The sequence below is a fragment of the Serratia sp. ASV30 genome, from assembly GCF_016428815.1.
GTDB lineage: Bacteria > Pseudomonadota > Gammaproteobacteria > Enterobacterales > Enterobacteriaceae > Chania > Chania fonticola_C.
In genome coordinates, this window is record NZ_JAELTL010000016.1 from 39,004 (window position 1) to 65,730 (window position 26,727).

Here is a 26,727-nt window from a genome sequence, read left to right on the forward strand (position 1 = left end):
TCAATATCAGCCAGGCTTTTCCGAAGTCAATAAATCACTAAACATCAGTATGCTACGGAATGATGAGCAAGAGACCTGTTTAAAAAAGACACAAAATGTCGCCATTGTTGTTCTTGCTGTACTTATCACCTGCCGCAAAAGATGTTAAAATTGACTCATATCAATTATTGCGTGAGCTTAATCTATGATCCCGGAAAAACGCGTGATTCGTCGTATCCAGTCTGGTGGTTGTGCGATCCATTGCCAAGACTGTAGCATCAGCCAATTGTGTATTCCTTTTACGCTGAATACGCATGAGCTGGACCAACTCGACAACATCATCGAGAGGAAAAAGCCGATCCAGAAAGGCCAAACGCTGTTTAAAGCCGGTGACGAACTGAAATCACTGTATGCCATCCGCTCCGGGACCATCAAAAGCTACACCATCACCGAACAGGGTGACGAACAAATTACTGGCTTCCACCTGGCGGGTGATCTGGTAGGCTTTGACGCCATCGGTGGCCTGAAGCACCCAAGCTTCGCTCAGGCGCTGGAAACGTCCATGGTCTGTGAAATCCCGTTTGAAACGCTGGACGACCTTTCGGGCAAAATGCCTAATCTGCGCCAGCAAATCATGCGTTTGATGAGCGGTGAGATCAAAGGTGACCAGGATATGATCCTGCTGCTGTCGAAGAAGAACGCCGAAGAGCGCCTGGCCGCTTTCGTGTATAACCTGTCGCACCGCTTTGCCGAACGTGGCTTCTCACCGCGTGAGTTCCGTTTGACCATGACCCGTGGTGATATCGGCAACTATCTGGGCCTGACGGTGGAAACCATCAGCCGCCTGTTGGGGCGTTTCCAGAAAAGCGAAATCCTCAGCGTGAAAGGCAAATACATCACCATCGAAAACGCAGACGCCCTGTCACAACTGGCGGGTGCCGCACGCATCAACGTCTCCGTAAGCGCCTGACCCCTACTGGGCCAATAATTCGCTGAAATTGTTGGCCTAGCTCCCCTCTGCCGCTGTTCTGTTTTTCAATGTTGGGTTACTCTGTATGTGAACAGACTGTTGATCTACAGCTGTAAGGAGGCCCTATGGCGAAGTATCAGAATCTACTGGTGGCTATTGACCCCAATCAGGACGATCAACCGGCACTGCGCCGGGCTGTTTACCTGATCAAGCGGAACGGTGGGCGGATTAAGGCCTTCCTTCCTATCTATGATTTCTCTTACGAAATGACCACCCTGCTTTCCCCTGACGAAAGAACGGCAATGCGGCAAGGGGTGATCAGCCAACGGGCGGCGTGGATTAAAGAGCAATGCCGCTTCTATCTTGAAGACGGTGTCCCCATTGAAATCAAAGTGGTATGGCACAATCGGCCCTATGAGGCGATCATTCAGGAAGTGCTGAGCGGCAACCATGATTTACTGCTGAAAATGGCCCATCAGCACGACAGACTGGAATCGGTAATTTTCACCCCGACAGACTGGCATCTGCTGCGCAAATGTCCTTGCCCGGTGTGGATGGTGAAAGACCAACCTTGGCCAGAAGGAGGTAAAGCGTTGGTGGCGGTTAATCTATCCAGCGAAGAACCTTATCATGACCCACTCAATATCCGGCTGGTGAAGGAAACGCTCGAGCTGGCGCAAAACGTTAATCAAACCGAAGTGCACCTGGTGGGTGCCTACCCAGTCACCCCAATCAACATCGCCATCGAACTGCCCGATTTTGACCCCAGCATCTATAACGACGCGATCCGCGGACAGCATCTGATCGCTATGAAGGCGTTAAGGCAGAAATTCCACATCAACGAAGAATTCACCCACGTGGAGAAAGGCCTGCCGGAGGAAGTGATCCCGGATTTGGCCGAGCATTTGCAAGCGGGCGTAGTGGTGTTAGGTAGCTTGGGGCGCACCGGTATTTCTGCCGCGTTTATCGGCAATACCGCGGAACAGGTGATCGACCATCTGAAATGTGACCTGCTGGTGCTCAAACCGGATGACTTCGACTGCCCGATCGTAATGGATGAAGACGACGAGCACGACGATGAGGATTGATTTCGGTACGTTATAAAAACAAACAGGGCCCAATCGGGCCCTGTTTTACATTCTAGGGGTAGAAATTAAAGCTCTACCACATCGAAACGCACGTCTGGATTAACGTCCGCGTCATAGTCCACTTCTTCCAGACCAAAACCGAACAGGCGCAGGAACTCCTGCTTGTAGCCGGTGTAGTCGGTCAGTTCACTCAGGTTTTCCGAAGTGATTGACGGCCACAGATCGCGGCAGGCCTGCTGCACATCATCACGCAGTTCCCAGTCATCCATACGGATACGGGCATGATCGTCCAGCGGCATCTCTTCGCCGTACAGACGGGTGTGCATCAAACGGGAAACCTGTTCCATGCAGCCTTCGTGGATGCCCTTCTCTTTCATGATCTTGAAAGCCATGGAGATATACAGCGGCATTACCGGAATGGCTGAAGAGGCCTGGGTGACCACGGATTTCAGCACGGCAACGTGTGCGGTGCCGCCCTTGGCAGCCAGATCACCACGGATAGCGGTTGCTGCACGATCCAAATCTTCTTTGGCGCGGCCCAAAGTACCGTGCCAGTAGATTGGCCAGGTCAGATCGGTACCGATATAAGAGTAGGCAACAGACTTGGCCCCTTCGGCCAGCACGCCCGCTTCTTCCAGCGCCGACATCCACAGTTCCCAATCCTGGCCGCCCATCACGGTGATGGTGTTCTGGATTTCTTCTTCACTCGCCGGTTCAACAGTGGCGGTGATGATTTGGTCTTTGTTGGTGTCGATAGCGGTGGTGGTGTAAACCTCACCGATTGGCTTCAGCGCGGAACGCACTACTTCGCCAGTATCTGGCATTTTACGCACCGGCGAAGCCAGCGAGTAAACCACCAAATCGATCTGGCCCAGGTCGGCTTTGATCAGCTCAATTACCTTGGCGCGGCATTCGTTGGAGAAAGCATCACCATTGACGCTTTTCGCGTACAGGCCAGCTTCTTTAGCGGCTTTGTCAAAAGCGGCCGAGTTGTACCAGCCAGCGGTGGCGGTTTTGCTTTCGCTGCCCGCTTTCTCGAAGAATACGCCGATGGTGGCGGCGTCGCTGCCAAAGGCGGTAGCAATACGGGAAGCCAGACCATAACCGGTAGATGCACCGATCACCAGCACACGTTTAGGGCCATTGGCAATCTTGCCCTGCGCCTTGGTGTAGGCAATCTGACGACGAACATTGGCTTCACAACCGACCGGATGAGTGGTGGTGCAGATAAAGCCGCGAACCTTAGGTTTGATAATCATATGGGTCTAGGATCCGTTAAAGGGATGAAATCGGGACATAAGATAACTCATTGTGTCCCTTTTTTGTGATCTGATGTGTTGGATTGCACAAATGTTGCGCAAATCTTGTTAAATTAAGCACAAATTCCGTCTGGGATCTGTCTTGTTAAGCATAATCACCCCTGCGTCACAAACCCCAACTCCTGAGAGATGCGCCGCGTTGTCTCCAGCAGCGGTTTCATCAACGACTGCACGCCAACCTGTTGCAGCTTGGCCGTAGGCAGCGAAACCGAAACGGAATAAGGCACCCGCTGCTGAATATCGAACACCGGGGCAGCAATACAGGACACGCCCAGCTCGTTTTCTTCGCGATCCATCGCCACGCCCTGCTTGCGGATATCCGCCAACTCCTCATACATCTTCGGCAATTCGGTAATGGTGTTACGCGTTAGCACCTGGATCTCCTGCTGGTGGGTTTGCCAATAGTGATCCGGATAGTCGCTCTTGCCATAGGCCATGAAAATTTTACCCATCGCCGAACAATACAGCGGCATATGTTGGCCGATATAGGCGCGGGTACGCATCATGCCGGTGGTCGGTTCCAGCTTGTAGATCAAGATCACGTGATCGTCTTCCCGGCTGGAGAAGTTGACCGTTTCCCCCACTTCCAGGTTCAACTGCTCCAAATGCGGCGCAGCGACATGGATGATATTCAGTGAAGAAAGCGCCTTTTGACCAATAGAAATGAATTTGGTGGTCAGGCGGTAACTGCCTGGGGAAGGCGCCTGCGTAACATAACCGCTGGTATGCAGCCCTTGTAACAGGCGATGCACGGTGCTTTTGTTCATCTCTGCCAGCTCGGACAGGTGCGCCAGCGGGCAGCCATTAGGGAAATTGCTCAATATTTCAATCAGCTGCAAACCACGAAACAGGCTTTGACTGCCAAGGGGTTTGTCTTTTTTGTCATCTTTTTCGTCAACAGCTTTCAGGCTCATAGCGAAGTCTCTCCATTGTTGAGCCGCCAGCCGTTGCCACGGCGTAAGAAGCGGACCTACTGAGGAGAATGTTACTCCATGGGTCGCATCAGGTGAAGTTGGAACGCCGTATCATTTTCAGTAACGGGGTTAAAACCCGCAACATTCCGGTAACCTTATAAGTGAGTTATGCGTCACAAATTGACAAAATTAAAAATAATCCATTGTTTATTAAAGAGAATTAAAACCGTCCCGGCTTTGCTTTAGCACGACGTTAGGCATATCATTTTTGAAATCTGATTTCGCATAATGAAATTTAGGGTTGTTTTAAACAGCAGCGGTTTACTTTTTGGCATCGCGCTAATTGCGCGAACCGACACAGGGGCGCATCACAATGACTCAAGGCAATGCGGATCAACCCATTCTTACGCTCAGCCATATCGTCAAGCGTTTTGGCGGCAACATCGCAGTTAACGACGTCAGCCTGCAGGTGATGCCCGGCGAAGTGCTGGCGCTGCTAGGAGAAAACGGCGCAGGTAAATCTACGTTGATCAAAGTCCTGGCCGGAGTGTATCCGCGCGATGGCGGTGACATCCACTTTCAAGGTAACAGCATTGCCTCGGCCGCGGCGATTAAAAGTGATAGCCGCCAGCCGATTGCCTTTATCCATCAGGATCTGGGCCTGATTGAATGGATGACGGTAGCGGAGAACATGGCGCTGGTAATGGGATTTCCCCGCCGTTTCGGGCTGATCGACTGGCGTGCCATTCGCCGCCGTGCGCTGGAAGCCTTGCAGGACGTTGGGATTGCCCTGGACCCAGACGCACGCGTATTTGAGCTTTCCCGCACGGAGAAATCGTTGCTGGCCATTGCCAGAGCGGTGGCGGTGAATGCTGAACTGCTGGTGCTTGATGAGCCCACCGCTTCCCTACCCGCCAACGACGTACGTCATCTGTTTGCGGTGATCAACCGTCTACGCGCCAAAAAGGTCGGCATGATTTACGTCACCCATCGCCTGGATGAAGTGATTGAAATTGCCGATCGGGTTTGCGTCATGCGTGATGGCCGCTACGTTGCCGGGGGCAACACCGCCGATTATTCCCTGCGCGATCTGGTGCAGATGATCGTGGGTGAAGCGATGGCGGAAGATCAGCGTGAACCGCTGCCGCAGCACCAGCCACCGGTGTTGCAACTGCATAACGTCAGCGTCGGGGATATCGGCCCGGTCAGCTTCGAATTGCAGCCGGGTGAAATGCTCGCTCTTGCCGGGCTGCGCGGTGCTGGTCAGGAAGAGATTGGCCGCCTGCTGTTCGGCCTGCGCCAGCGAGACAGCGGCGAAATCGAGTTCCGCGATAAACCTTACACCGCCAGCACCCCACAGCAGGCAATGGCATGTGGCGTGTCTCTGGTTGCAGGCGATCGCACCGGCGAAAGCCTGGTGATGTCGATGAGCGTACGGGAAAACCTGTTTATCAACCCCTGTGCCAGCGGCCATAAGCTGTTCTCGCGCTATAGTCGCCGCGCCGAAATCGGGGCCAGTTGGTGGAAGGTACAACTGTTCGACGTGCGGCCAAAGGACGTCAATATCGATATCAGCGCCCTGTCCGGCGGCAATCAGCAAAAAGTGGTGATGGCCCGCTGGATGCATCTTGCGGCACCGTTGCTGATCCTGGAAGACCCCACCGCCGGGGTCGACGTGGGCGCCCGCGCCGAAATCTATCATCTGTTAAATAAATCCCTGGCAGCCGGCGTGGCGGTATTGGTGATCTCCAACGATTTTGAAGAGATCGCGCATATCTGTAACCGCGCCCTGGTGTTTAACCGAGGGAAAGTGGTGGGCGAGTTGAAGAACCAGCAGGTCTCGTTCGCCAATTTATTAGAGCTGGCCTCTGCCAGCGCCGGGGAAGCCGTTGTGGAGGAATACCATGTCGAATAAAACGTCCGTCAAATCAACGGCGCTGGAACAGCGTGTCAGCCTGGGGCAGGACGGCCTTGGCCCATGGCTGATGCAAATCATCACCCGCTACGGCCTGCTGCTGCTGTGTATTGCGCTGGTGATCGTCTTCTCACTCACCACGCCGTCGTTCGCCTCGATGCTGACGGTACAGGCGATCCTCTCCAGCAAGGCCAAGATCGCCCTGCTGGCGCTGGCGGCTACCATTCCGATGATCGTCGGCAAGATCGACCTGAACGTCGGTTTCGGTATCGTGCTGTGGCACATCCTGGCGATCACCTTGCAGGTGGAATATGGCTTCTCCTGGCAGATGGCGGTGCTGACCGTGCTGGTCATTTCCGCGCTATACGGCCTGCTTAACGGCATCCTGGTGGCGCTGGCGGATATCGACAGCTTCGTGGCCACCCTGGGTTCAGGCACCGTGCTGTATGCGGTGGCGCTGTGGCACTCCGGCGGGCGGCAGATTGTCGGCGACTTGCCTGACGCCTTTATCGCCTTGCATCACACCGAAATTGCCGGGATCCCGATTGTGGCCTTTTACGTGCTGATCGTCGCCGTCATCCTGTGGCTGATCACCGAACACACCCCGCTGGGCCGCTGCATGTATGCGGTAGGCGGCAATCCGGCTGCGGCGCGGCTCAACGGTATTTCGGTCAATCGCTATACCATTGGCGCCTTTATCGCCTCGAGCGTGCTCACCGGTTTTAGCGGCGTGCTGATCGCTGCCGAACAGGGCGTAGGCCAGGCCAGCGTTGGGATGGATTATCTGTTACCCGCCTTGGTGGGCGCATTCCTCGGTAGTACCACTATTCGCCCAGGGCGGGTGAACGTCTGGGGCACCGTGGTCGGCATTGCCATTCTGGCGATCGGCATCGCGGGGATCCAGCAGTTTGGTGGGGAGTTCTGGGTCGAACCGTTATTCAACGGCGCCACGCTGCTGCTGTCCATCACGCTGGCGGGCTATGCCCAACGCCGTCGGTTACTCAATCAGAAAGCAATACAACGCAGTCAGGCGGCATCTGCCGACAACAACAACCAAAAAGCGATCAATCCTTAATCAGGAGCACAGCCATGAAACATTGTTGGATTTTGCCCGGGATCACCACTCTGCTGTTGGCCACCTCACCGGCCTGGGCAGATGCCTATCTCGATCAGGCTACGGCGGCGGTAGCCAAAGCTACGGCCAGCAGTACCCAATGGGATGGCCCTACCAGCGGGCCGCAACTGCAGGCGAACAAGAAAATCATCTTTATTGCCTCCGACATGAAGAACGGCGGCGTGCAGGGAGTGCAGCAAGGGCTGAGCGAAGCGGCCAAGGTGGCAGGCTGGCAGTTGGAAACGCTGGACGGTGGCGGCTCGGTTAAAGACCAACTGTCGTCGCTGAATCAGGCCATTGCCCAAAAGCCAGACGGGATCGTGATCGGCGGCTGGAACCCTAACGTGGCTAAAATCCCGCTGAAAAAGGCGGTGGCTCAGGGGATCGTTCTGACAGCCTGGCATGCTGTGCCAGAGCCTGGCCCCATCGCCAAATACGATGTGTTCTATAACGTCACTTCCGATTCCAATGAGGTAGCGCGCATCGCCGCACAATATGCGGTAGTGAAGTCCGATGGGCAGGCCAACGTGCTGATCTTTACCGATTCGCTGTACCAAATCGCTCTGGACAAAGCCAACGTGATGAAAGAGGAAGTGGCTAAATGCAGCGGCTGTAAACTGGTAGAGTTTATCGACACCCCGCTGGCAGACACCGCCAGCCGTATGCCAGCCATGACCTTCAGCCTGTTGCAGAAATACGGTGACAAGTTCCAGTACGCACTGGCGATCAACGATCTGTATTTCGATTTTATGGCCCCAGCGCTGAAAACAGCCGGTAAAGGCGGCAGCAATGCGCCGTTCAATATCTCGGCCGGTGACGGCTCCATTTCTGCCTATCAACGTATTCGTTCCGGTGACAGCCAGTCAGCCACTGTGCCCGAGCCGCTGAAGCTGCACGGCTGGCAGTTGCTGGATGAGTTTAACCGTGCCTTCGCCAAGCAGGCGCCTTCCGGCTACGTGACTCCGGCCCATCTGGTCACCCGCGAGAACATCGCCAATGACGGTGGCCCGAATAATATGTATGACCCTCAAAATGACTATCAGGGACATTACAAAACCATTTGGGGCGTGAAGTGATCGGGAGGTTGAGATGATCGAACAACAACTGGAACGTTTGTGTTCCCCCGCCGTCTGGGCTGAAGGCCCGGTATGGCTGCCGCAACAGGATGCAGTGGTATTCAGCGATGTAAAAGGCAACCGCATGTTCCGTTGGGAACGCAATGGCGAGCTCAGCGTATGGCGTGCTGCATCCAACTATGCCAACGGTAATGCCCGCGATGCCGAGGGGCGTGTCATCAGCTGTGAACATGGGCGGCGGGGTATCAGCCGCACCGAACACGACGGCAGTGTCCAACTGCTGGTCGACCGGGTGGACGGCAAGCGTTTCAACTCACCGAACGACATCGTGGTGCGTTCCGACGGAACATTATGGTTTACCGATCCGCCGTACGGCATCATCGGCGATGAAGAGGGCTACAAGTCTGAAAGCCAGGTGATCGGCTGTTATCTGTATTGCTACGATCCCCGTGATGGCTCGCTGAACATTGCCGCCAGCGATCTGCAACGGCCCAACGGCCTGGCTTTCTCGCCGGATGAAAGCCTGCTGTACGTGGCGGATATGTCGATTATTGACTTCCCTACCCTTGGGCGTCGCGAGCTGCGGGTGTATCAGGTTGAAGGGCGGAAGTTGAAGGCTGGCAGGCATTTTGCTCAGGTCGCGCCGGGGATCCCAGATGGCTTCTGCCTGGATAGCGCCGGTAATCTGTTTTGCAGCTGTGCCGACGGCGTGATTATCTTTAATCCGCGTGGGGAGCAAATTGGCAAAATTCCGGTGCCGGAGTGCGTTTCCAACTGCACCTTCGGCGGGCCAGAAGGCAATGAGCTCTACATTACTGCCACCACATCGTTGTACCGCATTGTCCTGAATACCCACGGGTAATCACGGGCTGATCATCACGCAGGGGGAGTTTACCTCTCCCTGCTTCGTCACGTCTGTAGCACGCCAACCCCCTCAAACTGTGTTGCCGATCACATAATCGTCAGGTTAATTTAACCATCTGTTTTTACGAGATAATTTCCCACACTCCAGCTTTGACTTCGTCCCAACAGGGGTATAGCATTTATTTGAAATGCAATTTCGTATATTGAAATTAAAAGAACGCAAAACATTCGATTCGCCATAGGGGAGCAGTAGTATGAGAGTGAGCTATACCGAGTTAAAACAGCAATTCAAACGCGTGTTGCTGGCACGGGGAGTGGCGGAACCGACGGCGGATGAGTGTGCCACTCTGTTTGCCGATACCACCGAAAGCGGCGTCTATTCCCACGGGGTCAACCGCTTCCCACGCTTTATTCAGCAGTTGGACGCAGGTGATATCGTGCCTGACGCCGAACCGAGCAAGCTGCTTTCGTTAGGCGCAATCGAACAGTGGGATGCCCATCAGGGCATTGGCAACCTGACCGCCCGCAAGATGATGGATCGCGCCATGCAGTTAGCGGATCAACACGGGATTGGCCTGGTAGCATTGCGTAATGCCAACCACTGGATGCGTGGCGGAGGTTACGGCTGGCAAGCGGCAGAGCAAGGCTATATCGGCATTTGCTGGACCAACTCGATCGCCGTCATGCCACCTTGGGGGGCTAAAGAGTGCCGTATCGGCACTAACCCGCTGATCGTCGCCGTGCCGAGTAACCCGATCACCATGGTAGATATGTCGATGTCGATGTTCTCCTACGGCGCGTTGGAAATGAATCGCCTTGCGGGCAAAAAACTGGCGGTAGACGGCGGTTTCGATAACGACGGTAACCTGACGCGCGATCCGGCTACCATCGAAGAAAATCGGCGTATCTTGCCGATGGGCTATTGGAAGGGGTCTGCGCTGTCGATAGTGCTGGATATGATCGCTACCCTGCTCTCTGGCGGTTCATCGGTCGCTGAAGTTACCGAAGATAACCACGATGAATACGGCATTTCGCAGGTGTTTATCGCCATTGAGATCGACCGCCTGATCGACGGCAAAACCCGTGATGAAAAGCTGCAGCGCATTATGGATTACGTGACCAGCGCCGAGCGTGATAACCCAGAGGTCGCCATTCGCTTGCCGGGCCACCGCTTCCCGCACGTCCGCGCCGAAAATCAACGCGATGGCATCCCGGTAGACGATCGCGTCTGGGCCCGCATTCAGGCACTTTAAGGAGCAATTTATGATCTTCGGCCATATTGCCCATACGGCAGCAGAACACTATCCCCCGGCGATTGCCAAAGCCGTGGCCTATTTGCAGAACACCGATTTTACCCCCCTGTCTGCCGGGCGTTATGAGGATCCGGCAACCGGTTATGTGGTGCAGGTACTGGATCTGCACACACAACATAAAGATGAGTTGCGCCCTGAAGTGCACCGTAAAAATATCGACGTGCAGTTCCTGGTAAGCGGCACTGAGTTAATAGGCGTTGCGGCGGACAGAGGAAATAACGTTATTCATCAGGAGTTATTAGCACAACGCGACATTATTTTCTATCAGGATGTGGAAGACGAATCCTGGTTAACCATGCAGCCCGGCAATTTTGCGGTATTTTATCCGCAGGATGTCCATCGCCCTGCCTGTATTAATCAAACGCCCTGCGACATCAGAAAGGTGGTGGTGAAAATACCGATAACATTACTTTCCAGCACGATGAAATAAAGACTGTCTCATAACGTGAATTTAGCCGTTTCATTGATTGCGATAATATCAGGTGAAAAATATGGAAAACACAACGCCGGGCTTTATTATTGGTGCTTATCCTTGCGCCCCTTCATTTCATCAACTCGAACGTGAAAAGGAAGTTCAATTCTGGGATCGGCTGGCTGAACTGCCTCTGATCCGTGGGCTGGAGCAACCTTGTCTGGACGACTTGCATCCTTATGGTGACGATTTCTTGCTTAAGCTGATCCCCAACCACTGGCAACTGGTGCTTACCGCGGTGATGGGGACTATGCAACGACGCGGTTGCGGGCGGGATTTTGGCCTCGCCGCCCGTAATGAAGAGGAGCGCCAGGCTGCGGTGGATTATATCCGTTCAATACATGACAAAGTTAAGCGCACCAACGATCGCGCCGGTCGCCAACAGGTGGTAGCCCTGGAGCTGCAATCCGCCCCCAACCTGCAGGAAAAAGACAGTGCGGCGGCGCGGCAGGCTTTCATCGCCTCGTTGGAAGACATTGCCGGTTGGCACTGGGAATGCGATTTGGTGATTGAGCACTGCGATGCGCTGACCGGGCCCATGCCACGCAAGGGTTTCCTAACGCTGGAAGATGAGATCATCGCGGCGCAGGCGATTAACCACCACTTTGGCGATACGCTAACCCTGGCCATCAACTGGGGCCGTTCTGCTATTGAGGGGCATAATGACCATTTGCCTTTGCAACAGGTGAAACAGTGTCAACAGGCAGGGTTATTAAGCGCCCTGATGTTCTCCGGCACCGCCAGCCACGGAGCTTATGGCGAATGGGAGGATACACATGCGCCCTTTGCCCCATTCGATGGCAGTCATTATGTTTGTCATGAATCATTAATGACGCTGGACAGTGCGCGGCAATTATTTAATCAGGCTCCGCTGGCAGAATTAAACTATGCCGGTATCAAATTACTGTCCACCTCGGCACAAGAGAGCGTCGAGCAACGGATCGCTATTATCAAGGATGGTATCAATGCCCTGGCGTTAAGCAGTGGCCTAATATCATGACGTCCAAAAGATAGAACATCAAATAATACCTATAAAACGGTAAAAAATAATACGGATTTATTCCGAGCCCCCTATTTATGCGAAGGTATCAATAACATGAATACTGCTTCTGTTGCTGTTAGCCAAAGTCAGGCCATACCCAAATTACGCTGGCTGAGAATTGTGCCGCCAATTCTGATCACCTGCATTATTTCTTATATGGACCGCGTTAATATCGCCTTCGCCATGCCTGGCGGCATGGATGCCGAATTGGGGATCACCGCCTCAATGGCCGGATTGGCGGGCGGCATCTTCTTTATCGGTTATCTGTTCCTGCAAGTGCCCGGCGGTAAGCTGGCGGTTAACGGTAACGGCAAGAAGTTTATTGGCTGGTCGCTGCTGGCCTGGGCGGTGATCTCGGTGCTGACCGGTTTGGTGACCAATCAATACCAACTGCTGTTTCTGCGCTTTGCCCTCGGCGTTTCAGAAGGCGGTATGCTGCCGGTGGTGCTGACCATGATCAGCAACTGGTTCCCGGACAAGGAGCGTGGCCGTGCCAACGCCATCGTGATCATGTTCGTACCGATCGCCGGTATCCTCACCGCCCCGCTAGCCGGCTGGATCATCACCGCCTGGGACTGGCGCATGCTGTTCCTGGTGGAAGGTGGCTTGTCACTGGTGGTGATGACGTTGTGGTGCTTCACCATCAGCAACCGCCCGCAGGAAGCCAAGTGGATCTCGCAGGCCGAAAAAGACTACCTGATCAAAACCCTGCATGATGAACAACTGCTGATCAAAGGCAAAACGGTACGCAATGCTTCACTGCGGCGCGTGCTGGGCGACCGGATCATGTGGCAACTGATCCTGGTTAACTTCTTCTACCAAACCGGGATCTACGGCTACACCCTGTGGCTGCCCACCATTCTGAAAGGCCTGACCAACGGCAATATGGAACAGGTGGGCTGGCTTGCCGTACTGCCCTACATTGGTGCCATTTTCGGCATGCTGATCGTTTCCACGCTGTCCGACCGCACCGGTAAACGCAAAGTGTTCGTTGCCCTGCCGCTGGCCTGCTTTGCTATTTGCATGGCGCTTTCCGTCCTGCTGAAAGATCACATCTGGTGGTCTTATGCCGCGTTAGTCGGCTGCGGCGTATTTATTCAGGCGGCCGCAGGCGTGTTCTGGACTATTCCCCCCAAATTATTCAACGCCGAAGTGGCCGGTGGTGCACGTGGTGTGATCAATGCCTTAGGCAACCTCGGTGGCTTCTGCGGCCCCTATATGGTCGGCGTGCTGATCACGGTGTTCAACAAGGACGTTGGCGTCTATAGCCTGGCTGCCTCACTGGCGATCGCCGCACTGCTGGCGCTGATGTTGCCAAATAAATGCGACCAGGTCGCCGGGAGCGAGCAATGAAATACTGGCTAGGGCTCGATTGCGGCGGCACCTTTATCAAGGCCGGTTTGTATAACGCCGAGGGTAAAGAACTGGCCATCGCCCGCCGTAATCTGGCAATCGTTGCCCCGCAACCTGGCTGGGCGGAGCGGGATATGCCCACACTATGGCAAACTGCCGCCAGCGTGATCCGTGAGGTGTTGGAACACAACGGTATCGCCGCGTCTGCCGTTCAGGGGCTGGGGATTTCGGCCCAGGGCAAAGGCGTGTTCCTGTTGGATAAACAGGGGCAACCGCTGGGTAACGCCATTCTGTCCTCCGATCAGCGGGCATTGACCCAGGTGATGGCCTGGCAACAAGCGGGCATGCCGCAAGCCCTGTACGAGCAAACTCGCCAAACTCTATGGACCGGCCATCCGGTTTCACTGCTGCGCTGGATCAAGCAGCATCAACCCGAGCGCTATGCCCAGATCGGCAGCGTGCTGATGGCGCATGACTACCTGCGGTACTGCCTGACGGGCGAACTGGCCGGTGAAGAAACCAATATCTCCGAATCCAATCTGTATCAGATGGAGCGCGGCTGTTATGACCCGGCGCTGGCACAATTGCTTGGCATCGGCGAGATCGTGCCAGCCCTGCCGCCGATTGTCGGTTCTGCCGAGATCGCCGGGCGCGTTAGTGCGGAAGCAGCGGCGCTGACTGGCTTGCAAGTCGGCACCCCGGTGGTGGGCGGTTTGTTTGACGTGGTATCCACCGCACTCTGTGCCGGATTGCAGGATGAAACCCGACTCAACGCGGTAATGGGCACCTGGTCTGTCACCAGCGGGATCACCGCAACGATCGCTTCCGACTCCAGCTATCCATTCGTTTATGGCCGCCATGCCGAGCAAGGCAAATACATCGTCCACGAAGCCAGCCCCACTTCCGCTGCGAATCTGGAGTGGTTTTGCCAGCAATGGGGCCTGCACGATTACGCGCAGCTCAACCGCTGGGTGGCTGACCTACCCAAGGCTGGCAGCCAGTTGCTGTTTGCCCCCTTCCTTTATGGTTCCAACGCCGGGCTGGGATTAAGTGCCAGCTTCTACGGTATGCAGGCCTTCCATCAGCGCGAACATCTGGTACAGGCGATTTTCGAGGGCGTGGTGTTCTGCCATATGACCCACCTGAACCGTATGCGGCAACGTTTCCCCCAGACCAAGGCACTGCGCGTCACCGGCGGGCCGGCTAAATCGGCCCCCTGGATGCAAATGTTTGCCGACGTCAGCGGCTTACCGGTCGAGCTCCCGCAGGTGGAGGAAACCGGCTGTTTAGGTGCAGCAATGGCTGCCATGGTGGGCACCGGCGCTTTCGGCGACTTTGCCGCCGCACAGCGGGCATTGGCTCCACGCATCGAAACCGTTCTGCCGGATCCCGCCGCTCAGGATGCTTACCACCGTAAATACCAACGTTATCAGGCACTGGTTGCCACGCTACAAACGCTGCAACACGGCGACTTTCAGGAGGCTTTATGACCATCAAACCGCGCCTGCAACTGGCGCTCGATCACACCCGGCTGGATGCCGCTCTGCAAACGGTCGACCGTCTGCATCCGTACGTCGACATCATCGAGGCGGGCACCATTTTATGCATCAGCGCCGGGATCCAGGCAGTGAAAGCCCTGCGTGAACGTTGCCCGCAACATACGCTGGTCGCCGATCTGAAGGTGGCCGATGCCGGAGCTACCCTGGCCGAACAGGCTTTTTCGCAGGGGGCCAACTGGATGACCGTGATATGCGCAGCCCCCCTGGCCACCATGGCTAGTGCGCTGGAGGTGGCCGAGCGCTACCGGGGTGAAATCCAGATTGAGCTGTTTGGCCGCTGGACGCTGGAAGATGCCAAGGCATGGCGCGATCTGGGCATAAAACAGGCGATTTACCACCGTGGCCGCGATGCACAAGCCAGCGGACAAACCTGGGGCCAACCGGATCTGGATACCATGAAGGCGCTGTCCGATCTGGGGATTGAGCTTTCGGTGACCGGCGGGATCGTCCCGGCCGATTTGCCGCTGTTTAAAGACATTGCCGTGACGGCGTTTATCGCCGGGCGTGCGCTGGCCGAGGCTGCCGATCCGGTGGTGGCTGCACGTCAGTTCCGTACCGCCATTGATGACATTTGGAGATCTTGATATGCGCCAGCATCCGTTGGGAATTTACGAAAAAGCGCTGCCGAAACACCTGAGTTGGCCGGAGCGGCTGGCATTGGCCAAAGCCTGCGGTTTTGATTTTGTCGAGATGTCGGTCGATGAAAGTGATGAGCGTTTATCACGTCTGAGCTGGAGCAAAGAGCAGCGTCTTTCGCTGGTCAGCGCCATGTTGGAAACCGGCATCAGCATCCCCTCGATGTGCCTTTCCGGCCACCGCCGCTTCCCGTTCGGCAGCCATGACGAGGCTACGCGGCAACAGGCTTATCTGATCATGGAACAGGCAATCCAGTTGGCCAAAGACGTTGGCATCCGCACCATTCAGTTGGCGGGTTATGACGTGTATTACGAGCCGCAGGATGAAGGAACTCTCACCCGCTTTACCGAGGGGATGCAATGGGCGGTGGAACGTGCCGCTGCCGCGCAGGTGATGCTGGCGGTCGAAATTATGGATACCGAATTCATGAGTTCCATCAGCAAGTGGAAGATTTGGGACTCCCTGCTGGCTTCCCCATGGTTCACGGTATATCCGGACGTTGGCAACCTCAGCGCCTGGGGTAACGATGTAGCGCAAGAATTGCAGCTCGGTATTGACCGCATCGCGGCCATTCACCTCAAAGACACCTTCCCGGTCACTGAGACGTCACCCGGCCAGTTCCGCGATGTGCCATTCGGTGAAGGCTGTGTGGATTTTGTCGCCCTGTTTCACACGTTGAAGCAGCTCAACTATCGCGGCGCTTTCCTGATTGAGATGTGGACCGAAAAGGCTGACGAACCGGTTGCCGAGATCGTGCAAGCCCGCCGTTGGATTGAACAGCAAATGCAGCAAGGAGGAATGACATGCTAACTTTGTCACAGCTAAAACAGCAGGTATTGGAGGCCAACCTCGACCTCCCACGCCACAAGTTGGTGACCTTTACCTGGGGTAACGTCAGCGCCGTTGACCGTGAACGTGGGTTGGTGGTGATCAAGCCTTCCGGCGTGGAATATGCGCATATGCAGGTGGAGGATATGGTGGTAGTCAACCTGGCCGATGGACAACGTGTTGAGGGCAGCAAGAAGCCCTCTTCGGATACCGCTACCCATCTGGCGCTGTACCGCGAGTTTGCCGATATCGGCGGCATCGTGCATACCCATTCACGCCATGCCACCATCTGGGCGCAGGCCGGGCTGGATATCCCTGCCTGGGGCACCACGCATGCCGACTATTTCTACGGTGCGATCCCTTGCACCCGGTTGATGACCGCAGATGAAATCGAGCATGATTATGAACTGGATACCGGCAAGGTGATTATTGAAACCTTCCGCCAGCGCGGCATCAGCCCAAGCGCCATCCCGGCGGTGCTGGTCAACGCCCACGGGCCGTTTGCCTGGGGCAAGGATGCGCATGACGCGGTTCACAATGCGGTCGTACTGGAAGAAATTGCTTATATGGGGATTTTTTCACGGCAGTTGACGCCGGGGATTGGCAACATGCAGCAGGTGCTGTTGGATAAGCATTACCTGCGTAAGCACGGCAAGAACGCCTATTACGGGCAATAGCCCCCTCATCCCAATCCTCTCCTACTGGGAGAGAGCTGTTAGCCTCTGCGCTTTTGGAAGTAAAGAGGTCATCTCAGCAAACTCGATCGGTCCTCGCTCTGAGAAAGGGTTCAATACAAAAAATGCCAGCCACTTCTCAGTGGCTGGCATTGTGCTTTTCCAACAGTGATATTACAGCGCGCGCAGGATCGCTTCCACGCTGGCCTTGGCATCGCCAAACAGCATCTGGGTGTTCTCTTTAAAGAACAGCGGGTTCTGCACCCCGGCATAGCCGGTATTCATCGAGCGTTTGAACGCGATAACGTTTTGCGCTTTCCACACTTCCAGCACCGGCATGCCGGCGATAGGGCTGCGTGGATCTTCCAACGCCGCCGGGTTCACCGTGTCGTTGGCGCCAATGACCAGGACGGTATCGGTGTCCGGGAAGTCATCGTTGATTTCGTCCATTTCCAGCACCACATCGTACGGCACACGGGCTTCCGCCAGCAGCACGTTCATGTGGCCCGGTAAACGACCCGCCACCGGGTGAATACCAAAGCGCACCTTGATGCCACGCGCACGCAGCTTCTCGGTGATTTCCGCTACCGGATACTGCGCCTGCGCCACCGCCATGCCGTAGCCTGGGGTGATGATCACCGAGGTGGAGTTACGCAGCTGTTCAGCCACTTCTTCCGCCGTGGTTTCGCGGTATTCGCCCATTTCTTCTGCGTCGCCGGTTGAGGAACCATCGGTACCAAAACCACCGGCAATCACGCTGATAAACGAACGGTTCATTGCCTTACACATGATGTACGACAGGATCGCACCGGAAGAACCGACCAGCGCACCGGTCACGATCAGCAGGTCGTTGCTCAGCATAAAGCCTGCCGCCGCCGCTGCCCACCCGGAGTAGGAGTTCAGCATTGATACCACCACCGGCATGTCTGCCCCACCGATTGACGCAACCAGATGCCAGCCGAAGCCAAGAGCAATCACGGTCATGATCAACAGTGCGAACACTTCCCAACCAACACTGTTGGTACGTACGAACAGCACCATCAGCAGGAAGGAAACCACCAGGGCAGCCAGGTTCAGCTTGTGACGGTTAGGCAACATCAGCGGCTTGGAAGAGATGATGCCGCGCAGTTTGCCAAAGGCCACGATAGAACCGGTAAAGGTCACCGCACCGATAAAGATGCCGAGGAACACTTCGGTAAGATGGATATTTTCCATCACCGGTTCCATGGCCACCGTACCGTGATCCAGGTAGCTGTTGAAGCCGACCAGCACCGCAGCCAAACCCACGAAGCTGTGCAGTACCGCCACCAGTTCCGGCATTTCGGTCATTTCGACCTTCTTGGCCAGATACACGCCGATGGAACCACCGATGATCATCGCGATAATGATCCAGCCCACGTTACCGGAGTCCGGCCCGAGGATGGTGGCGATCAGCGCGATCGCCATCCCGGCCACGCCGAACAGGTTGCCCTGCTTGGACGTCTCATGGCGCGAAAGGCCGGCCAGGCTGAAAATAAACAGAATAGCGGCAACAATGTATGCAGCTGTAACTAATCCACCAGACATTTTTGCTACCCCTTAGTTTTTGCGGAACATCTTCAGCATGCGCTGAGTGACGGTGAATCCACCAAAAATGTTGATGCTGGCGATCAGTACCGCGACAAAGGAGAGGAAACTCACCCAGCCGCCATGACCAATCTGCAACAACGCACCGACCACGATAATCCCTGAGATCGCGTTAGTGACCGACATCAACGGGGTATGCAATGCATGGCTGACGTTCCAGACCACGTAGTAACCCACCACGCAGGCCAGCGCAAACACGGTAAAGTGAGACAGGAACTCTTTCGGTGCCGAATTGGCAAACCAGCCGAACAGGATGATCGCCAGCGCGATCAGGCCGTATTTCACCATCGGTGAGGTTGGTTTCTTTTCAACTTTCTCGATTGGTGCAGCGGCAGCCTGCTTCGGCTGCGCGGATACCTGGATCGGCGGTGCTGGCCAGGTAACTTCGCCATCGCGCACCACGGTGACACCGCGGATCACGGTGTCTTCGAAATCGATATCGATTTCGCCGTTTTTCTCTTTCGACAACAGCTTCAGCAGGTTCACCAGGTTGGTGCCGTAAAGCTGTGAGGACTGGGTCGGCAAGCGGCTCGGCAGATCGGTATAGCCGATAATCTTCACGCCGTTTTCGGTGATGGTCACCTGGTCGGCCACGGTCAGCTCACAGTTACCACCGGTTTGCGCGGCCAGATCGACAATCACGCTGCCCGGCTTCATGGAAGCCACCATCTCTTTGGTAATAAGCTTTGGTGCCGGGCGGCCAGGGATCAGCGCCGTGGTCACGATAATGTCCACTTCCTCTGCCTGGGCGGCGAACAGCGCCATTTCCGCTTTGATAAAGGCTTCAGACATCACTTTGGCATAGCCATCACCGCTGCCTGCTTCTTCCTCAAAGTCCAGCTCGAGGAATTCTGCGCCCATACTCTGCACTTGCTCTTTCACTTCCGGGCGGGTGTCGAAGGCGCGAACGATCGCCCCCAGGCTACCAGCCGCACCGATAGCGGCCAAGCCAGCAACCCCAGCACCAATGATCATCACTTTGGCCGGGGGAACTTTACCGGCTGCGGTGATCTGGCCGGTGAAGAAACGCCCGAACTCATGCGCTGCCTCAACGATAGCGCGATAGCCAGCGATATTGGCCATTGAGCTCAGTGCATCCAGGGACTGCGCACGTGAAATACGTGGCACGGAATCCATGGCCATAGCGGTCACGTTACGGGCCGCCAGCTTCGCCATCAATTCTGGATTTTGTGCAGGCCAGATAAAGCTGACTAACGTACTGCCTTCACGCATTAACGCAATTTCTTCCTCAAGAGGTGCGTTAACCTTCAGGATCAGATCCGATTGCCACACATCGGCTGTATCGGTAATTGTCGCCCCTGCGGCTTGATAAGCTGCATCTTCAAAGCTTGCCAGTTTTCCCGCCGCGCTTTCGATCGCGACGGTAAAGCCCAGTTTCAGCAGTTGTTCTACCGTTTTCGGCGTTGCTGCAACTCGGGCTTCATTGGCCAACCGTTCTCTTGGTACACCAATACGCATAATGTTCCCTTCTCACCTGTTCTGATGATGTTTATTATCGTCTTACCCATAGCGATAGCACCGGCTGGCAAGTTTTTTATCAGCCTTGCCTGTCTGCAAATTAAGGTGCCACCTATAACCTACTGAAAATGTGATCGATGATCCATAATTGCTTACGTTTACCCGTCAGTTTTTACATAAAAATGCAGCTAAGGCCATGACAAATCTCAAATCTGGATGCAAAAACTGCCCTGAAGCCCCTTTTCAGCGCACTATTGTGCAGAACCTGGCCTAGGCCATTTCCTGTCAGCCGGGGACAGCGAGCATAAAAGTTATAAAATTGTGAATAATTAACATTAATGAGATTAAACGCTTTATTATTGAAACTTATAACCTGTTGGCCCAATGTGGTTCACCTAGTGCGGCTCAGCTTTGTCGCATCGCATCACATAAAATGCTGAGACACCTGCCAAGGTTACATGGCATAATCTGCGGCTGAATTACACCTAAACTGTTCAGCACGTTATAAACGTTACTGCGCTTGGCGAAAGGATTTTTTATGAAGCTGAAGACCACGATCATCGCATCAGCCTTGTTATCACTTACTGCGCTGTCTGTGCATGCCGCGCAAGAGTTAACTCCTGAGAAAGCAGCGGCCATCAAGCCGTTTGATCGCATCACCATTACCGGCCGTTTCAACGCTATCAACGAAGCTGCCGATGCCGTATCCCGCCGTGCAGATAAAATGGGGGCCGACGCCTTCTATATCCAGGATATCAACAACGGTAATAACGGCGGCAACTGGCGCGTCACCGCAGACGTTTATCATAAAGATGCGCCAGAAGTCAGCAAAGAGACCAAGTACCGCGTGATTAACGGCGTGAAAGAGCTGCCAAAAGACGAAGCCTTCCTGCTTGAACCTTACGATACCGTGACCGTCAGCGGCTTCTACCGCAGTCAGCCAGACATCAACGATGCCATCACCAAAGCCGCACAGAAGAAAGGCGCTGCCTCGTTCTTTATCGTGCGTCAGGTAGATGCCAACCAGGGCGGCAACCAGTTCATCACCGCTTTCATCTATAAAGCCGATGCGCCGAAACGTGTGGTGCAGAGCCCGGATGCCGTGCCTGCCGATTCTGAAGCCGGTAAAGCCATGCTGGCTGCTGGTGGTGCAGAAGCCGCCAAGGTCGAGATCCCAGGCGTCGCCTCTTCCGGCTCGCCAGCCCGCGACGTTGGCCGCTTCTTCGAAACTCAGACGTCTACCGGTCAGCGTTACACTGTAACCTTGCCTAACGGGACCAAGATCCAGGAAGTGAATAACGTCACCGCCGCGCAGATGGTGCCGTTTGATTCCGTGACCTTTACCGGCCACTTCAACAGCATGACCGACGTTTCCACCGAAGTGGCGAAGCGTGCCGCTGAGAAAGGCGCCAAGTATTACCATGTGACGCGCCAGTGGCAGAACAAGAGCGGCGGCAACCTGACCGTCAGCGCCGATCTGTTCAAATAATCCCTGCTGTCACCTCGATCGAAGGGCTGCCACTGTGCAGCCCTTTTTTATACCGCTGCTGAATAAGTTTTTACTCATCGCGCATAACCAATCATTGCATCCGCAAGCATCTCCCCTTAGAATTTGCGCCAATTTTTAGCTCCATTGCCTGCCCTTGCGGTAATTGCCATGATGTTATGGCTGGCCTGCACGGAACGCATAGTTGTTTATTCTGTCTCGGGATCCATCATTGGAAAGAAAACTTGGTCTTACCGCGTTAACCGCCTTGGTGCTCAGCTCAATGCTGGGCGCAGGCGTCTTTAGCCTGCCGCAGAATATGGCCGAGGTTGCCAGCCCGGCGGCCTTGCTGATTGGTTGGGCCATCACCGGCGTCGGCATTCTGTTCTTGGCGTTTGCCATGTTGTTACTGACTCGCCTGCGCCCCGACCTGGATGGTGGCATCTTCACCTACGCCAAAGAAGGCTTTGGCGAACTGGTGGGCTTCTGCTCTGCGTGGGGTTACTGGCTGTGTGCGGTGATCGCCAACGTTTCTTATCTGGTGATCGTGTTTGCTGCACTGAGCCTGTTTACAGACCGCAGCGGCACGGTGATCCTGGGCGATGGCAATACCTGGCAAGCGCTGATCGCCGAATCCTTGTTGCTGTGGATCGTTCATGCCTTGGTATTGCGCGGCGTGCAAACGGCGGCCAGCATCAATCTGGTGGCCACCCTCGCCAAGTTGCTGCCGCTCGGCCTGTTTGCCGTGCTGGCCGCTATCGCGTTCCGCATGGATACCTTCACGTTGGACTTCCACGGCGTTGCCCTTGGTACGCCAGTCTGGCAGCAGGTTAAAGACACCATGCTGATCACCCTGTGGGTGTTTATCGGTGTTGAAGGTGCTGTGGTGGTTTCCGCCCGTGCCCGGCAGAAAAAGGACGTTGGCCGCGCCACCATGTTGGCCGTGATTTCCGCTTTGGCGGTGTATCTGGTGATCACCCTGCTGTCGCTCGGCGTGGTGCCGCGTAGTGAGCTGGCGGAAATGCGTAACCCGTCAATGGCGGTGCTGATGGTTGATCTGATCGGCCCTTGGGGTGATGTGATCATCGCCACCGGTCTGATCGTTTCGGTTTGCGGAGCTTACCTAAGCTGGACCATCATGGCGGCTGAAGTGCCTTTGCTGGCCGCTCAACACGGCGCATTCCCCAAAATTTTCCGCAAGCAAAACCGCAACCATGCCCCGTCCGCCTCTTTGTGGTTAACCAACGGTGCAGTGCAAATTGCGCTGGTGATTATCTGGCTGACCGGCAGCAACTACAACTCGTTGCTGACCATAGCTTCCGAGATGATCCTGGTGCCGTATTTCCTGGTGGGGGCCTTCCTGTTCAAGGTAGCCCGTCAGCGGCAGGACAAGCGTCTGATTTTCGCTGCCAGCGGTGCCTGCCTTTATGGGCTGTGGCTACTCTATGCTTCAGGCCTGATGCACCTGTTGATGTCGGTACTGCTGTATGCGCCTGGCTTGCTGGTGTTTATGTATGCCCGCAGTGGGCATCAGGACGTGAAATTGCTCAACCGGCTAGAGAAAAGCACCGTTATGCTACTGCTGGCCGCAACCCTCCCTGCCGGATGGTTTATGTTGCATTGATAGACCTAATTAACCGGGTGATTCACCCGGTTAATTTCCCCCCATCGGTTGGGCGTTAATGGTGATCCGCTCACCGACCTGCATCACCACTATCGATTCACCACACTCTTTCTCAATGGCAGCCAACTGCTCCGCCGCCAGCGGATACGGCAGTTGAATATCAAACACCACCAACTGCTGTTGCCGGGCCAGATCGATCAGGCGAATAATGTTGACCTCATCGCTGACCTGCGTCGAAACCACCTGTAACGCCAACTCTTTCAACTGATCCTGGCGCGAGCGTGAGTCTGTCACGCGCGATTTCACTACCATGCCAAAGATGGGCATCACCCCATAAATTGCATCGATAAAGCGCCACTGCTTCTTGCAGGAGGCCGATAAAAAATGGGTATAGTCAAAACAGACTCTCTCACTGCGCGCGACGAATGCAAGATGATCGTTGTTCATCTTCGTTACCCTTCTGGTGGCCAGTGCTGAAATGTCATCGATGGCAAGCGTTATCCGCTTTCTGACGTATAATGGCATAATTCCTTTAATGTTTGCCAGTTTGCTCAGGAGCTTTACTCGATGGTCTCTCACAACTCGGCCCCTGTGTTGATCACCGGCGGTGCCCGCAGAATTGGGCTGGCTCTGGCCAAGTCGTTCTTACAGCGTGGCGTTCCAGTCATTATTGCCTATCGCAGTGAATACCCTGCATTAGCCGAACTCCAAGACCTTGGCGCGATCTGCCTGCAGGGCGATTTCTCTGCCCATGAAGGGATCTATCGTTTTGCCGATCAGGTAAAACAGGTTGCCCCAAAGCTGCGCGCCGTGATCCATAATGCAAGCGCCTGGTTGGCAGAATCGACGGAAACGCCACCGGAACAGGTGATGGCTTCAATGCTCCAGATCCACGTCTACACTCCCTACCTGTTGAACCAACTGCTGGAACCCTGCCTGCTTGGCCAGGGGCAAGCCGGTGCCGATATCATCCATCTGACGGATTATGTAGTAGAAAAAGGCAGCGACAAGCACATTGCCTATGCCGCCAGCAAGGCCGCGCTGGATAATATGACCCGATCCTTTGCCCGCAAATTGGCCCCCGACGTCAAAGTGAATGCTATCGCACCGGCATTAATTATGTTCAACACCGGTGACGATGAAGCCTATCGCCAACAGGCATTGACCAAATCCCTGATGCAGATCGCCCCAGGGGAAAGTGAGGTAGTCAACCTGGTGGATTATCTGATGGGCAGCCGCTACGTTACCGGACGCACTCACGGAGTAGATGGTGGGCGACCACTGCGTTAAATAATGGGCATGGCGCAACACCGAGCAGCGCGCTATGCTGAATGCCGTTTTTCCTATAAAACCACCCTATTATGACTAAAATTGTGTTTGTAGAAGACGATCCTGAAGTAGGCAAACTGATTGCCGCCTATTTAGGTAAACATGACATCGACGTCATCATCGAACCCCGCGGCGATACGGCACAGGCCTGTATTGAGCGGGAACAGCCAGACCTGGTGCTGCTGGATATCATGCTACCCGGCAAGGACGGCATGACGCTATGCCGCGATCTGCGCCCGGTTTATCCCGGCCCGATCGTGTTGCTTACCTCACTGGACAGCGATATGAATCACATCCTGTCATTGGAAATGGGTGCGCATGACTACATCCTGAAAACTACACCACCTGCGGTGCTGCTGGCTCGCCTGCGTTTACACCTGCGCCAACACGGTGGCAACCAGCCAAAAGAAGAGCAAACACAGAACATCACCCAGCATAATGCCGTGCATTTTGGCTTGCTGTGCATCGACCCGGTCAACCGCCAGGTGACGTTGGGGGAAGAGATCATCACCCTTTCCACCTCAGATTTCGATCTGCTATGGGAACTGGCGACCCATGCAGGGCAAATCATGGCCCGTGAAGCGTTGCTGCAAAACCTGCGCGGCGTCAGCTACGACGGTATGGATCGCAGCATCGATGTGGCCATCTCACGCCTGCGCCGCAAGCTGTATGACAATGCTCTGGAACCGTTTCGCATCAAGACCGTGCGCAACAAGGGCTATCTTTTTGCTCCTAACGCCTGGGCATCGGTGCAACAATGAGAAAACTGTTCGTGCAGTTCTTTTTACTGCTGTTCGTCTGCTTTCTGGTGATGGCGATGCTGGTTGGCCTGGTATACAAAGTCACCGCCGAACGTGCCGGGCGCCAATCGATGGACGACCTGATGAAGAGTTCGTTGTATCTGATGCGCAGCGAGCTGCGGGAGATCCCGCTAAAAGACTGGAACAAAACCATCGCCACCCTGGATTTAAACCTGTCGTTCAAACTGCATATCGAGCCGCTCGGCAAGCAGAACCTGAGTGAGGACCTCACCAAGCGGCTGCGCCTTGGAGAGATCATCGCACTGGACGATCGCTATACCTTCATGCAGCGCATCCCACGCAGCCATTACGTGCTGGTCGTTGGCCCCATCCCTTATCTTTTTTATCTGCACCAGATGCGCATCCTGGATTTGGTGCTGCTGATTTTTATCGGCATGTCGCTGGCCCTACCGGTATTCCTGTGGATGCGCCCGCATTGGCAAGACTTACTGAAACTGGAAAATGCCGCCCAACGTCTGGGGGCCGGGCATCTCGATGAACGTACACACTTTGTCCCCACCTCAAGCCTTTACCGGCTTGGCGTCGCCTTTAATCAGATGGCCGATAACGTCAACACGCTGATCGTCAGTAAAAAACAGCTGATTGACGGTATTGCCCATGAGCTGCGGACTCCGCTGGTACGTCTGCGCTACCGGTTGGCCATGAGCGATAACCTGACCGAAGGCGAACAGCAGGCGTTAAATCGGGATATCGGCCAGCTAGAATCCCTGATCGACGAGCTATTAACCTATGCGCGTCTGGATCGACCACAGGTAGCCTTGAATATTGAGCCAATCGATTTGCCCAGTTGGCTACAGGATAAGGTGGCCGATATCCAGTTGATCCACCCAGAGCGCGAGATTGAGCTAAATATCCCGCATGTCGGTGACTTTGGCGGTGTCGATCTGCGGCTGATGGAGCGCGTGTTAGACAACCTGGTCAACAATGGCCTGCGCTATTGCGAACGGCGTTTGCGCGTCGGCCTGTGGTTTGACGGCGATGCTGCATGCCTGCAGGTGGAAGACGACGGCCCAGGCATTCCCCCAGAAGAACGCGAACGGGTGTTCGAACCCTTCGTCCGCCTCGACCCCAGCCGCGATCGTGCTACCGGCGGCTGCGGGCTTGGATTGGCGATCGTGCATTCCATCGCCGTGGCCTATCAAGGCCAGGTCTTTGTGGAGGCCAGTTCGCTGGGCGGCGCCAGTTTCCGCTTCTGCTGGCCGATTAAACCCCTTTTTGATACCAAAATAGAGCCGGCATAACGATC

Annotated in this window: 24 protein-coding genes; 19 read left to right on the forward strand and 5 right to left on the reverse strand. The window is 55.2% G+C overall.

Going from position 1 to position 26,727, the window contains the following annotated elements:
* Nucleotides 1–184 precede the first annotated feature (184 nt).
* Entirely contained in the window at nt 185–949 is a 765-nt protein-coding gene (locus JHD74_RS09645; protein ID WP_021177882.1) for an FNR family transcription factor, read from the forward strand.
* A gap of 125 nt (nt 950–1,074) precedes the next feature.
* Entirely contained in the window at nt 1,075–2,037 is a 963-nt protein-coding gene (uspE, locus tag JHD74_RS09650; RefSeq protein WP_024530144.1) for a universal stress protein UspE, read from the forward strand.
* Between the two features lie 65 nt (nt 2,038–2,102).
* Here the strand turns inward: uspE and fabV are convergent, their stop codons facing one another.
* Both fabV and JHD74_RS09660 read right to left on the reverse strand, forming a co-directional pair.
* Nucleotides 2,103–3,296, reverse strand: coding sequence for an enoyl-ACP reductase FabV (gene fabV, locus JHD74_RS09655; protein ID WP_021177880.1), 1,194 nt, complete (start codon nt 3,294–3,296; stop codon nt 2,103–2,105).
* 155 nt (nt 3,297–3,451) lie between these two features.
* Entirely contained in the window at nt 3,452–4,270 is an 819-nt protein-coding gene (locus tag JHD74_RS09660) for an IclR family transcriptional regulator (RefSeq protein ID WP_024530145.1), read from the reverse strand.
* A 373-nt stretch (nt 4,271–4,643) separates the two neighbouring features.
* Here JHD74_RS09660 and JHD74_RS09665 point away from each other — a divergent pair, with 373 nt between their 5' ends.
* From JHD74_RS09665 to araD, 12 genes are all read left to right on the forward strand, one after another.
* Nucleotides 4,644–6,185, forward strand: a complete 1,542-nt coding sequence (locus tag JHD74_RS09665; RefSeq protein ID WP_199062572.1) for a sugar ABC transporter ATP-binding protein — start codon at nt 4,644–4,646, stop codon at nt 6,183–6,185.
* On the forward strand, nt 6,175–7,260 hold the full coding sequence (locus JHD74_RS09670) for an ABC transporter permease (protein WP_199062574.1): 1,086 nt from the start codon (nt 6,175–6,177) through the stop codon (nt 7,258–7,260). The genes JHD74_RS09665 and JHD74_RS09670 overlap by 11 nt, the downstream gene beginning before the upstream one ends.
* Nucleotides 7,261–7,274: 14 nt before the next feature.
* Nucleotides 7,275–8,375 (forward strand): substrate-binding domain-containing protein, encoded by a 1,101-nt coding sequence (locus tag JHD74_RS09675; protein ID WP_024530148.1) that lies wholly within the window; start codon nt 7,275–7,277, stop codon nt 8,373–8,375.
* Between the two features lie 13 nt (nt 8,376–8,388).
* Nucleotides 8,389–9,237 carry an SMP-30/gluconolactonase/LRE family protein gene (locus tag JHD74_RS09680; RefSeq protein WP_161712337.1) on the forward strand — a complete coding sequence of 283 codons (849 nt, stop codon included), beginning with the start codon at nt 8,389–8,391 and terminating at the stop codon, nt 9,235–9,237.
* Between the two features lie 256 nt (nt 9,238–9,493).
* Nucleotides 9,494–10,492 carry a 3-dehydro-L-gulonate 2-dehydrogenase gene (yiaK, locus tag JHD74_RS09685; RefSeq protein WP_024530149.1) on the forward strand — a complete coding sequence of 333 codons (999 nt, stop codon included), beginning with the start codon at nt 9,494–9,496 and terminating at the stop codon, nt 10,490–10,492.
* 10 nt (nt 10,493–10,502) lie between these two features.
* Nucleotides 10,503–10,982, forward strand: a complete 480-nt coding sequence (locus JHD74_RS09690; RefSeq protein ID WP_024530150.1) for a YhcH/YjgK/YiaL family protein — start codon at nt 10,503–10,505, stop codon at nt 10,980–10,982.
* A gap of 61 nt (nt 10,983–11,043) precedes the next feature.
* On the forward strand, nt 11,044–12,024 hold the full coding sequence (locus JHD74_RS09695) for a DUF4862 family protein (protein WP_199062576.1): 981 nt from the start codon (nt 11,044–11,046) through the stop codon (nt 12,022–12,024).
* A gap of 96 nt (nt 12,025–12,120) precedes the next feature.
* The gene (locus JHD74_RS09700) at nt 12,121–13,419 is read left to right on the forward strand and encodes an MFS transporter (protein ID WP_199062578.1); all 1,299 of its coding nucleotides are present in this window, start codon (nt 12,121–12,123) and stop codon (nt 13,417–13,419) included.
* Nucleotides 13,416–14,909 carry an FGGY-family carbohydrate kinase gene (locus tag JHD74_RS09705; protein WP_199062580.1) on the forward strand — a complete coding sequence of 498 codons (1,494 nt, stop codon included), beginning with the start codon at nt 13,416–13,418 and terminating at the stop codon, nt 14,907–14,909. Before JHD74_RS09700 ends, JHD74_RS09705 begins: the two co-directional genes overlap by 4 nt.
* Nucleotides 14,906–15,562 carry a 3-keto-L-gulonate-6-phosphate decarboxylase UlaD gene (gene ulaD / locus JHD74_RS09710; RefSeq protein WP_074029137.1) on the forward strand — a complete coding sequence of 219 codons (657 nt, stop codon included), beginning with the start codon at nt 14,906–14,908 and terminating at the stop codon, nt 15,560–15,562. The genes JHD74_RS09705 and ulaD overlap by 4 nt, the downstream gene beginning before the upstream one ends.
* 1 nt (nt 15,563) lies before the next feature.
* Entirely contained in the window at nt 15,564–16,424 is an 861-nt protein-coding gene (locus JHD74_RS09715; RefSeq protein WP_199062583.1) for an L-ribulose-5-phosphate 3-epimerase, read from the forward strand.
* Nucleotides 16,418–17,119 carry an L-ribulose-5-phosphate 4-epimerase gene (gene araD, locus JHD74_RS09720; RefSeq protein WP_074029148.1) on the forward strand — a complete coding sequence of 234 codons (702 nt, stop codon included), beginning with the start codon at nt 16,418–16,420 and terminating at the stop codon, nt 17,117–17,119. The genes JHD74_RS09715 and araD overlap by 7 nt, the downstream gene beginning before the upstream one ends.
* 171 nt (nt 17,120–17,290) lie before the next feature.
* Here the strand turns inward: araD and pntB are convergent, their stop codons facing one another.
* Together pntB and pntA are read right to left on the reverse strand one after the other, a co-directional pair.
* Nucleotides 17,291–18,682: a Re/Si-specific NAD(P)(+) transhydrogenase subunit beta gene (gene pntB, locus JHD74_RS09725; RefSeq protein ID WP_021177867.1), complete on the reverse strand. Its 1,392-nt coding sequence runs from the start codon at nt 18,680–18,682 to the stop codon at nt 17,291–17,293.
* 12 nt (nt 18,683–18,694) lie between these two features.
* Nucleotides 18,695–20,221, reverse strand: a complete 1,527-nt coding sequence (pntA, locus tag JHD74_RS09730; protein ID WP_024486776.1) for a Re/Si-specific NAD(P)(+) transhydrogenase subunit alpha — start codon at nt 20,219–20,221, stop codon at nt 18,695–18,697.
* Nucleotides 20,222–20,759: 538 nt separating this feature from the next.
* Here pntA and ydgH point away from each other — a divergent pair.
* Both ydgH and JHD74_RS09740 read left to right on the forward strand, forming a co-directional pair.
* Complete coding sequence (ydgH, locus tag JHD74_RS09735; RefSeq protein ID WP_024530157.1) at nt 20,760–21,710, forward strand: DUF1471 family protein YdgH; 951 nt, start codon at nt 20,760–20,762, stop codon at nt 21,708–21,710.
* A 229-nt stretch (nt 21,711–21,939) separates the two neighbouring features.
* Entirely contained in the window at nt 21,940–23,331 is a 1,392-nt protein-coding gene (locus tag JHD74_RS09740) for an amino acid permease (protein ID WP_024530158.1), read from the forward strand.
* 30 nt (nt 23,332–23,361) lie between these two features.
* On the opposite strand, the gene JHD74_RS09745 is transcribed toward JHD74_RS09740, so the two are convergent.
* Nucleotides 23,362–23,778, reverse strand: coding sequence for a hypothetical protein (locus tag JHD74_RS09745; protein WP_024530159.1), 417 nt, complete (start codon nt 23,776–23,778; stop codon nt 23,362–23,364).
* 120 nt (nt 23,779–23,898) lie between these two features.
* Between JHD74_RS09745 and folM the strand changes: the two genes are divergently transcribed.
* The 3 genes from folM (at nt 23,899) to rstB (ending at nt 26,722) form a co-directional block, all read left to right on the forward strand.
* A complete protein-coding gene (gene folM, locus JHD74_RS09750) occupies nt 23,899–24,621 on the forward strand; it encodes a dihydromonapterin reductase (RefSeq protein ID WP_024530160.1) in 723 nt (240 codons plus the stop codon).
* Between the two features lie 71 nt (nt 24,622–24,692).
* Nucleotides 24,693–25,421, forward strand: a complete 729-nt coding sequence (rstA, locus tag JHD74_RS09755) for a two-component system response regulator RstA (RefSeq protein ID WP_199062585.1) — start codon at nt 24,693–24,695, stop codon at nt 25,419–25,421.
* Nucleotides 25,418–26,722, forward strand: coding sequence for a two-component system sensor histidine kinase RstB (gene rstB, locus JHD74_RS09760; protein WP_024530161.1), 1,305 nt, complete (start codon nt 25,418–25,420; stop codon nt 26,720–26,722). Before rstA ends, rstB begins: the two co-directional genes overlap by 4 nt.
* Nucleotides 26,723–26,727: the final 5 nt, after the last annotated feature.

Excerpts from the sequence above, each read along its gene's own strand:
- pntB (WP_021177867.1), bottom strand. The coding sequence starts at position 18,682 with ATGTCTGGTGGATTAGTTACAGCTGCATACATTGTTGCCGCTATTCTG.
- uspE (WP_024530144.1), top strand. The coding sequence starts at position 1,075 with ATGGCGAAGTATCAGAATCTACTGGTGGCTATTGACCCCAATCAGGAC.
- rstA (WP_199062585.1), top strand. The coding sequence starts at position 24,693 with ATGACTAAAATTGTGTTTGTAGAAGACGATCCTGAAGTAGGCAAACTG.
- JHD74_RS09675 (WP_024530148.1), top strand. The coding sequence starts at position 7,275 with ATGAAACATTGTTGGATTTTGCCCGGGATCACCACTCTGCTGTTGGCC.
- JHD74_RS09645 (WP_021177882.1), top strand. The coding sequence starts at position 185 with ATGATCCCGGAAAAACGCGTGATTCGTCGTATCCAGTCTGGTGGTTGT.
- JHD74_RS09690 (WP_024530150.1), top strand. The coding sequence starts at position 10,503 with ATGATCTTCGGCCATATTGCCCATACGGCAGCAGAACACTATCCCCCG.
- JHD74_RS09715 (WP_199062583.1), top strand. The coding sequence starts at position 15,564 with ATGCGCCAGCATCCGTTGGGAATTTACGAAAAAGCGCTGCCGAAACAC.
- JHD74_RS09670 (WP_199062574.1), top strand. The coding sequence starts at position 6,175 with ATGTCGAATAAAACGTCCGTCAAATCAACGGCGCTGGAACAGCGTGTC.
- JHD74_RS09705 (WP_199062580.1), top strand. The coding sequence starts at position 13,416 with ATGAAATACTGGCTAGGGCTCGATTGCGGCGGCACCTTTATCAAGGCC.
- folM (WP_024530160.1), top strand. The coding sequence starts at position 23,899 with ATGGTCTCTCACAACTCGGCCCCTGTGTTGATCACCGGCGGTGCCCGC.
- JHD74_RS09745 (WP_024530159.1), bottom strand. The coding sequence starts at position 23,778 with ATGAACAACGATCATCTTGCATTCGTCGCGCGCAGTGAGAGAGTCTGT.
- araD (WP_074029148.1), top strand. The coding sequence starts at position 16,418 with ATGCTAACTTTGTCACAGCTAAAACAGCAGGTATTGGAGGCCAACCTC.
- yiaK (WP_024530149.1), top strand. The coding sequence starts at position 9,494 with ATGAGAGTGAGCTATACCGAGTTAAAACAGCAATTCAAACGCGTGTTG.
- JHD74_RS09680 (WP_161712337.1), top strand. The coding sequence starts at position 8,389 with ATGATCGAACAACAACTGGAACGTTTGTGTTCCCCCGCCGTCTGGGCT.
- JHD74_RS09695 (WP_199062576.1), top strand. The coding sequence starts at position 11,044 with ATGGAAAACACAACGCCGGGCTTTATTATTGGTGCTTATCCTTGCGCC.
- fabV (WP_021177880.1), bottom strand. The coding sequence starts at position 3,296 with ATGATTATCAAACCTAAGGTTCGCGGCTTTATCTGCACCACCACTCAT.
- JHD74_RS09700 (WP_199062578.1), top strand. The coding sequence starts at position 12,121 with ATGAATACTGCTTCTGTTGCTGTTAGCCAAAGTCAGGCCATACCCAAA.
- ulaD (WP_074029137.1), top strand. The coding sequence starts at position 14,906 with ATGACCATCAAACCGCGCCTGCAACTGGCGCTCGATCACACCCGGCTG.
- ydgH (WP_024530157.1), top strand. The coding sequence starts at position 20,760 with ATGAAGCTGAAGACCACGATCATCGCATCAGCCTTGTTATCACTTACT.
- JHD74_RS09665 (WP_199062572.1), top strand. The coding sequence starts at position 4,644 with ATGACTCAAGGCAATGCGGATCAACCCATTCTTACGCTCAGCCATATC.
- pntA (WP_024486776.1), bottom strand. The coding sequence starts at position 20,221 with ATGCGTATTGGTGTACCAAGAGAACGGTTGGCCAATGAAGCCCGAGTT.
- JHD74_RS09660 (WP_024530145.1), bottom strand. The coding sequence starts at position 4,270 with ATGAGCCTGAAAGCTGTTGACGAAAAAGATGACAAAAAAGACAAACCC.
- rstB (WP_024530161.1), top strand. The coding sequence starts at position 25,418 with ATGAGAAAACTGTTCGTGCAGTTCTTTTTACTGCTGTTCGTCTGCTTT.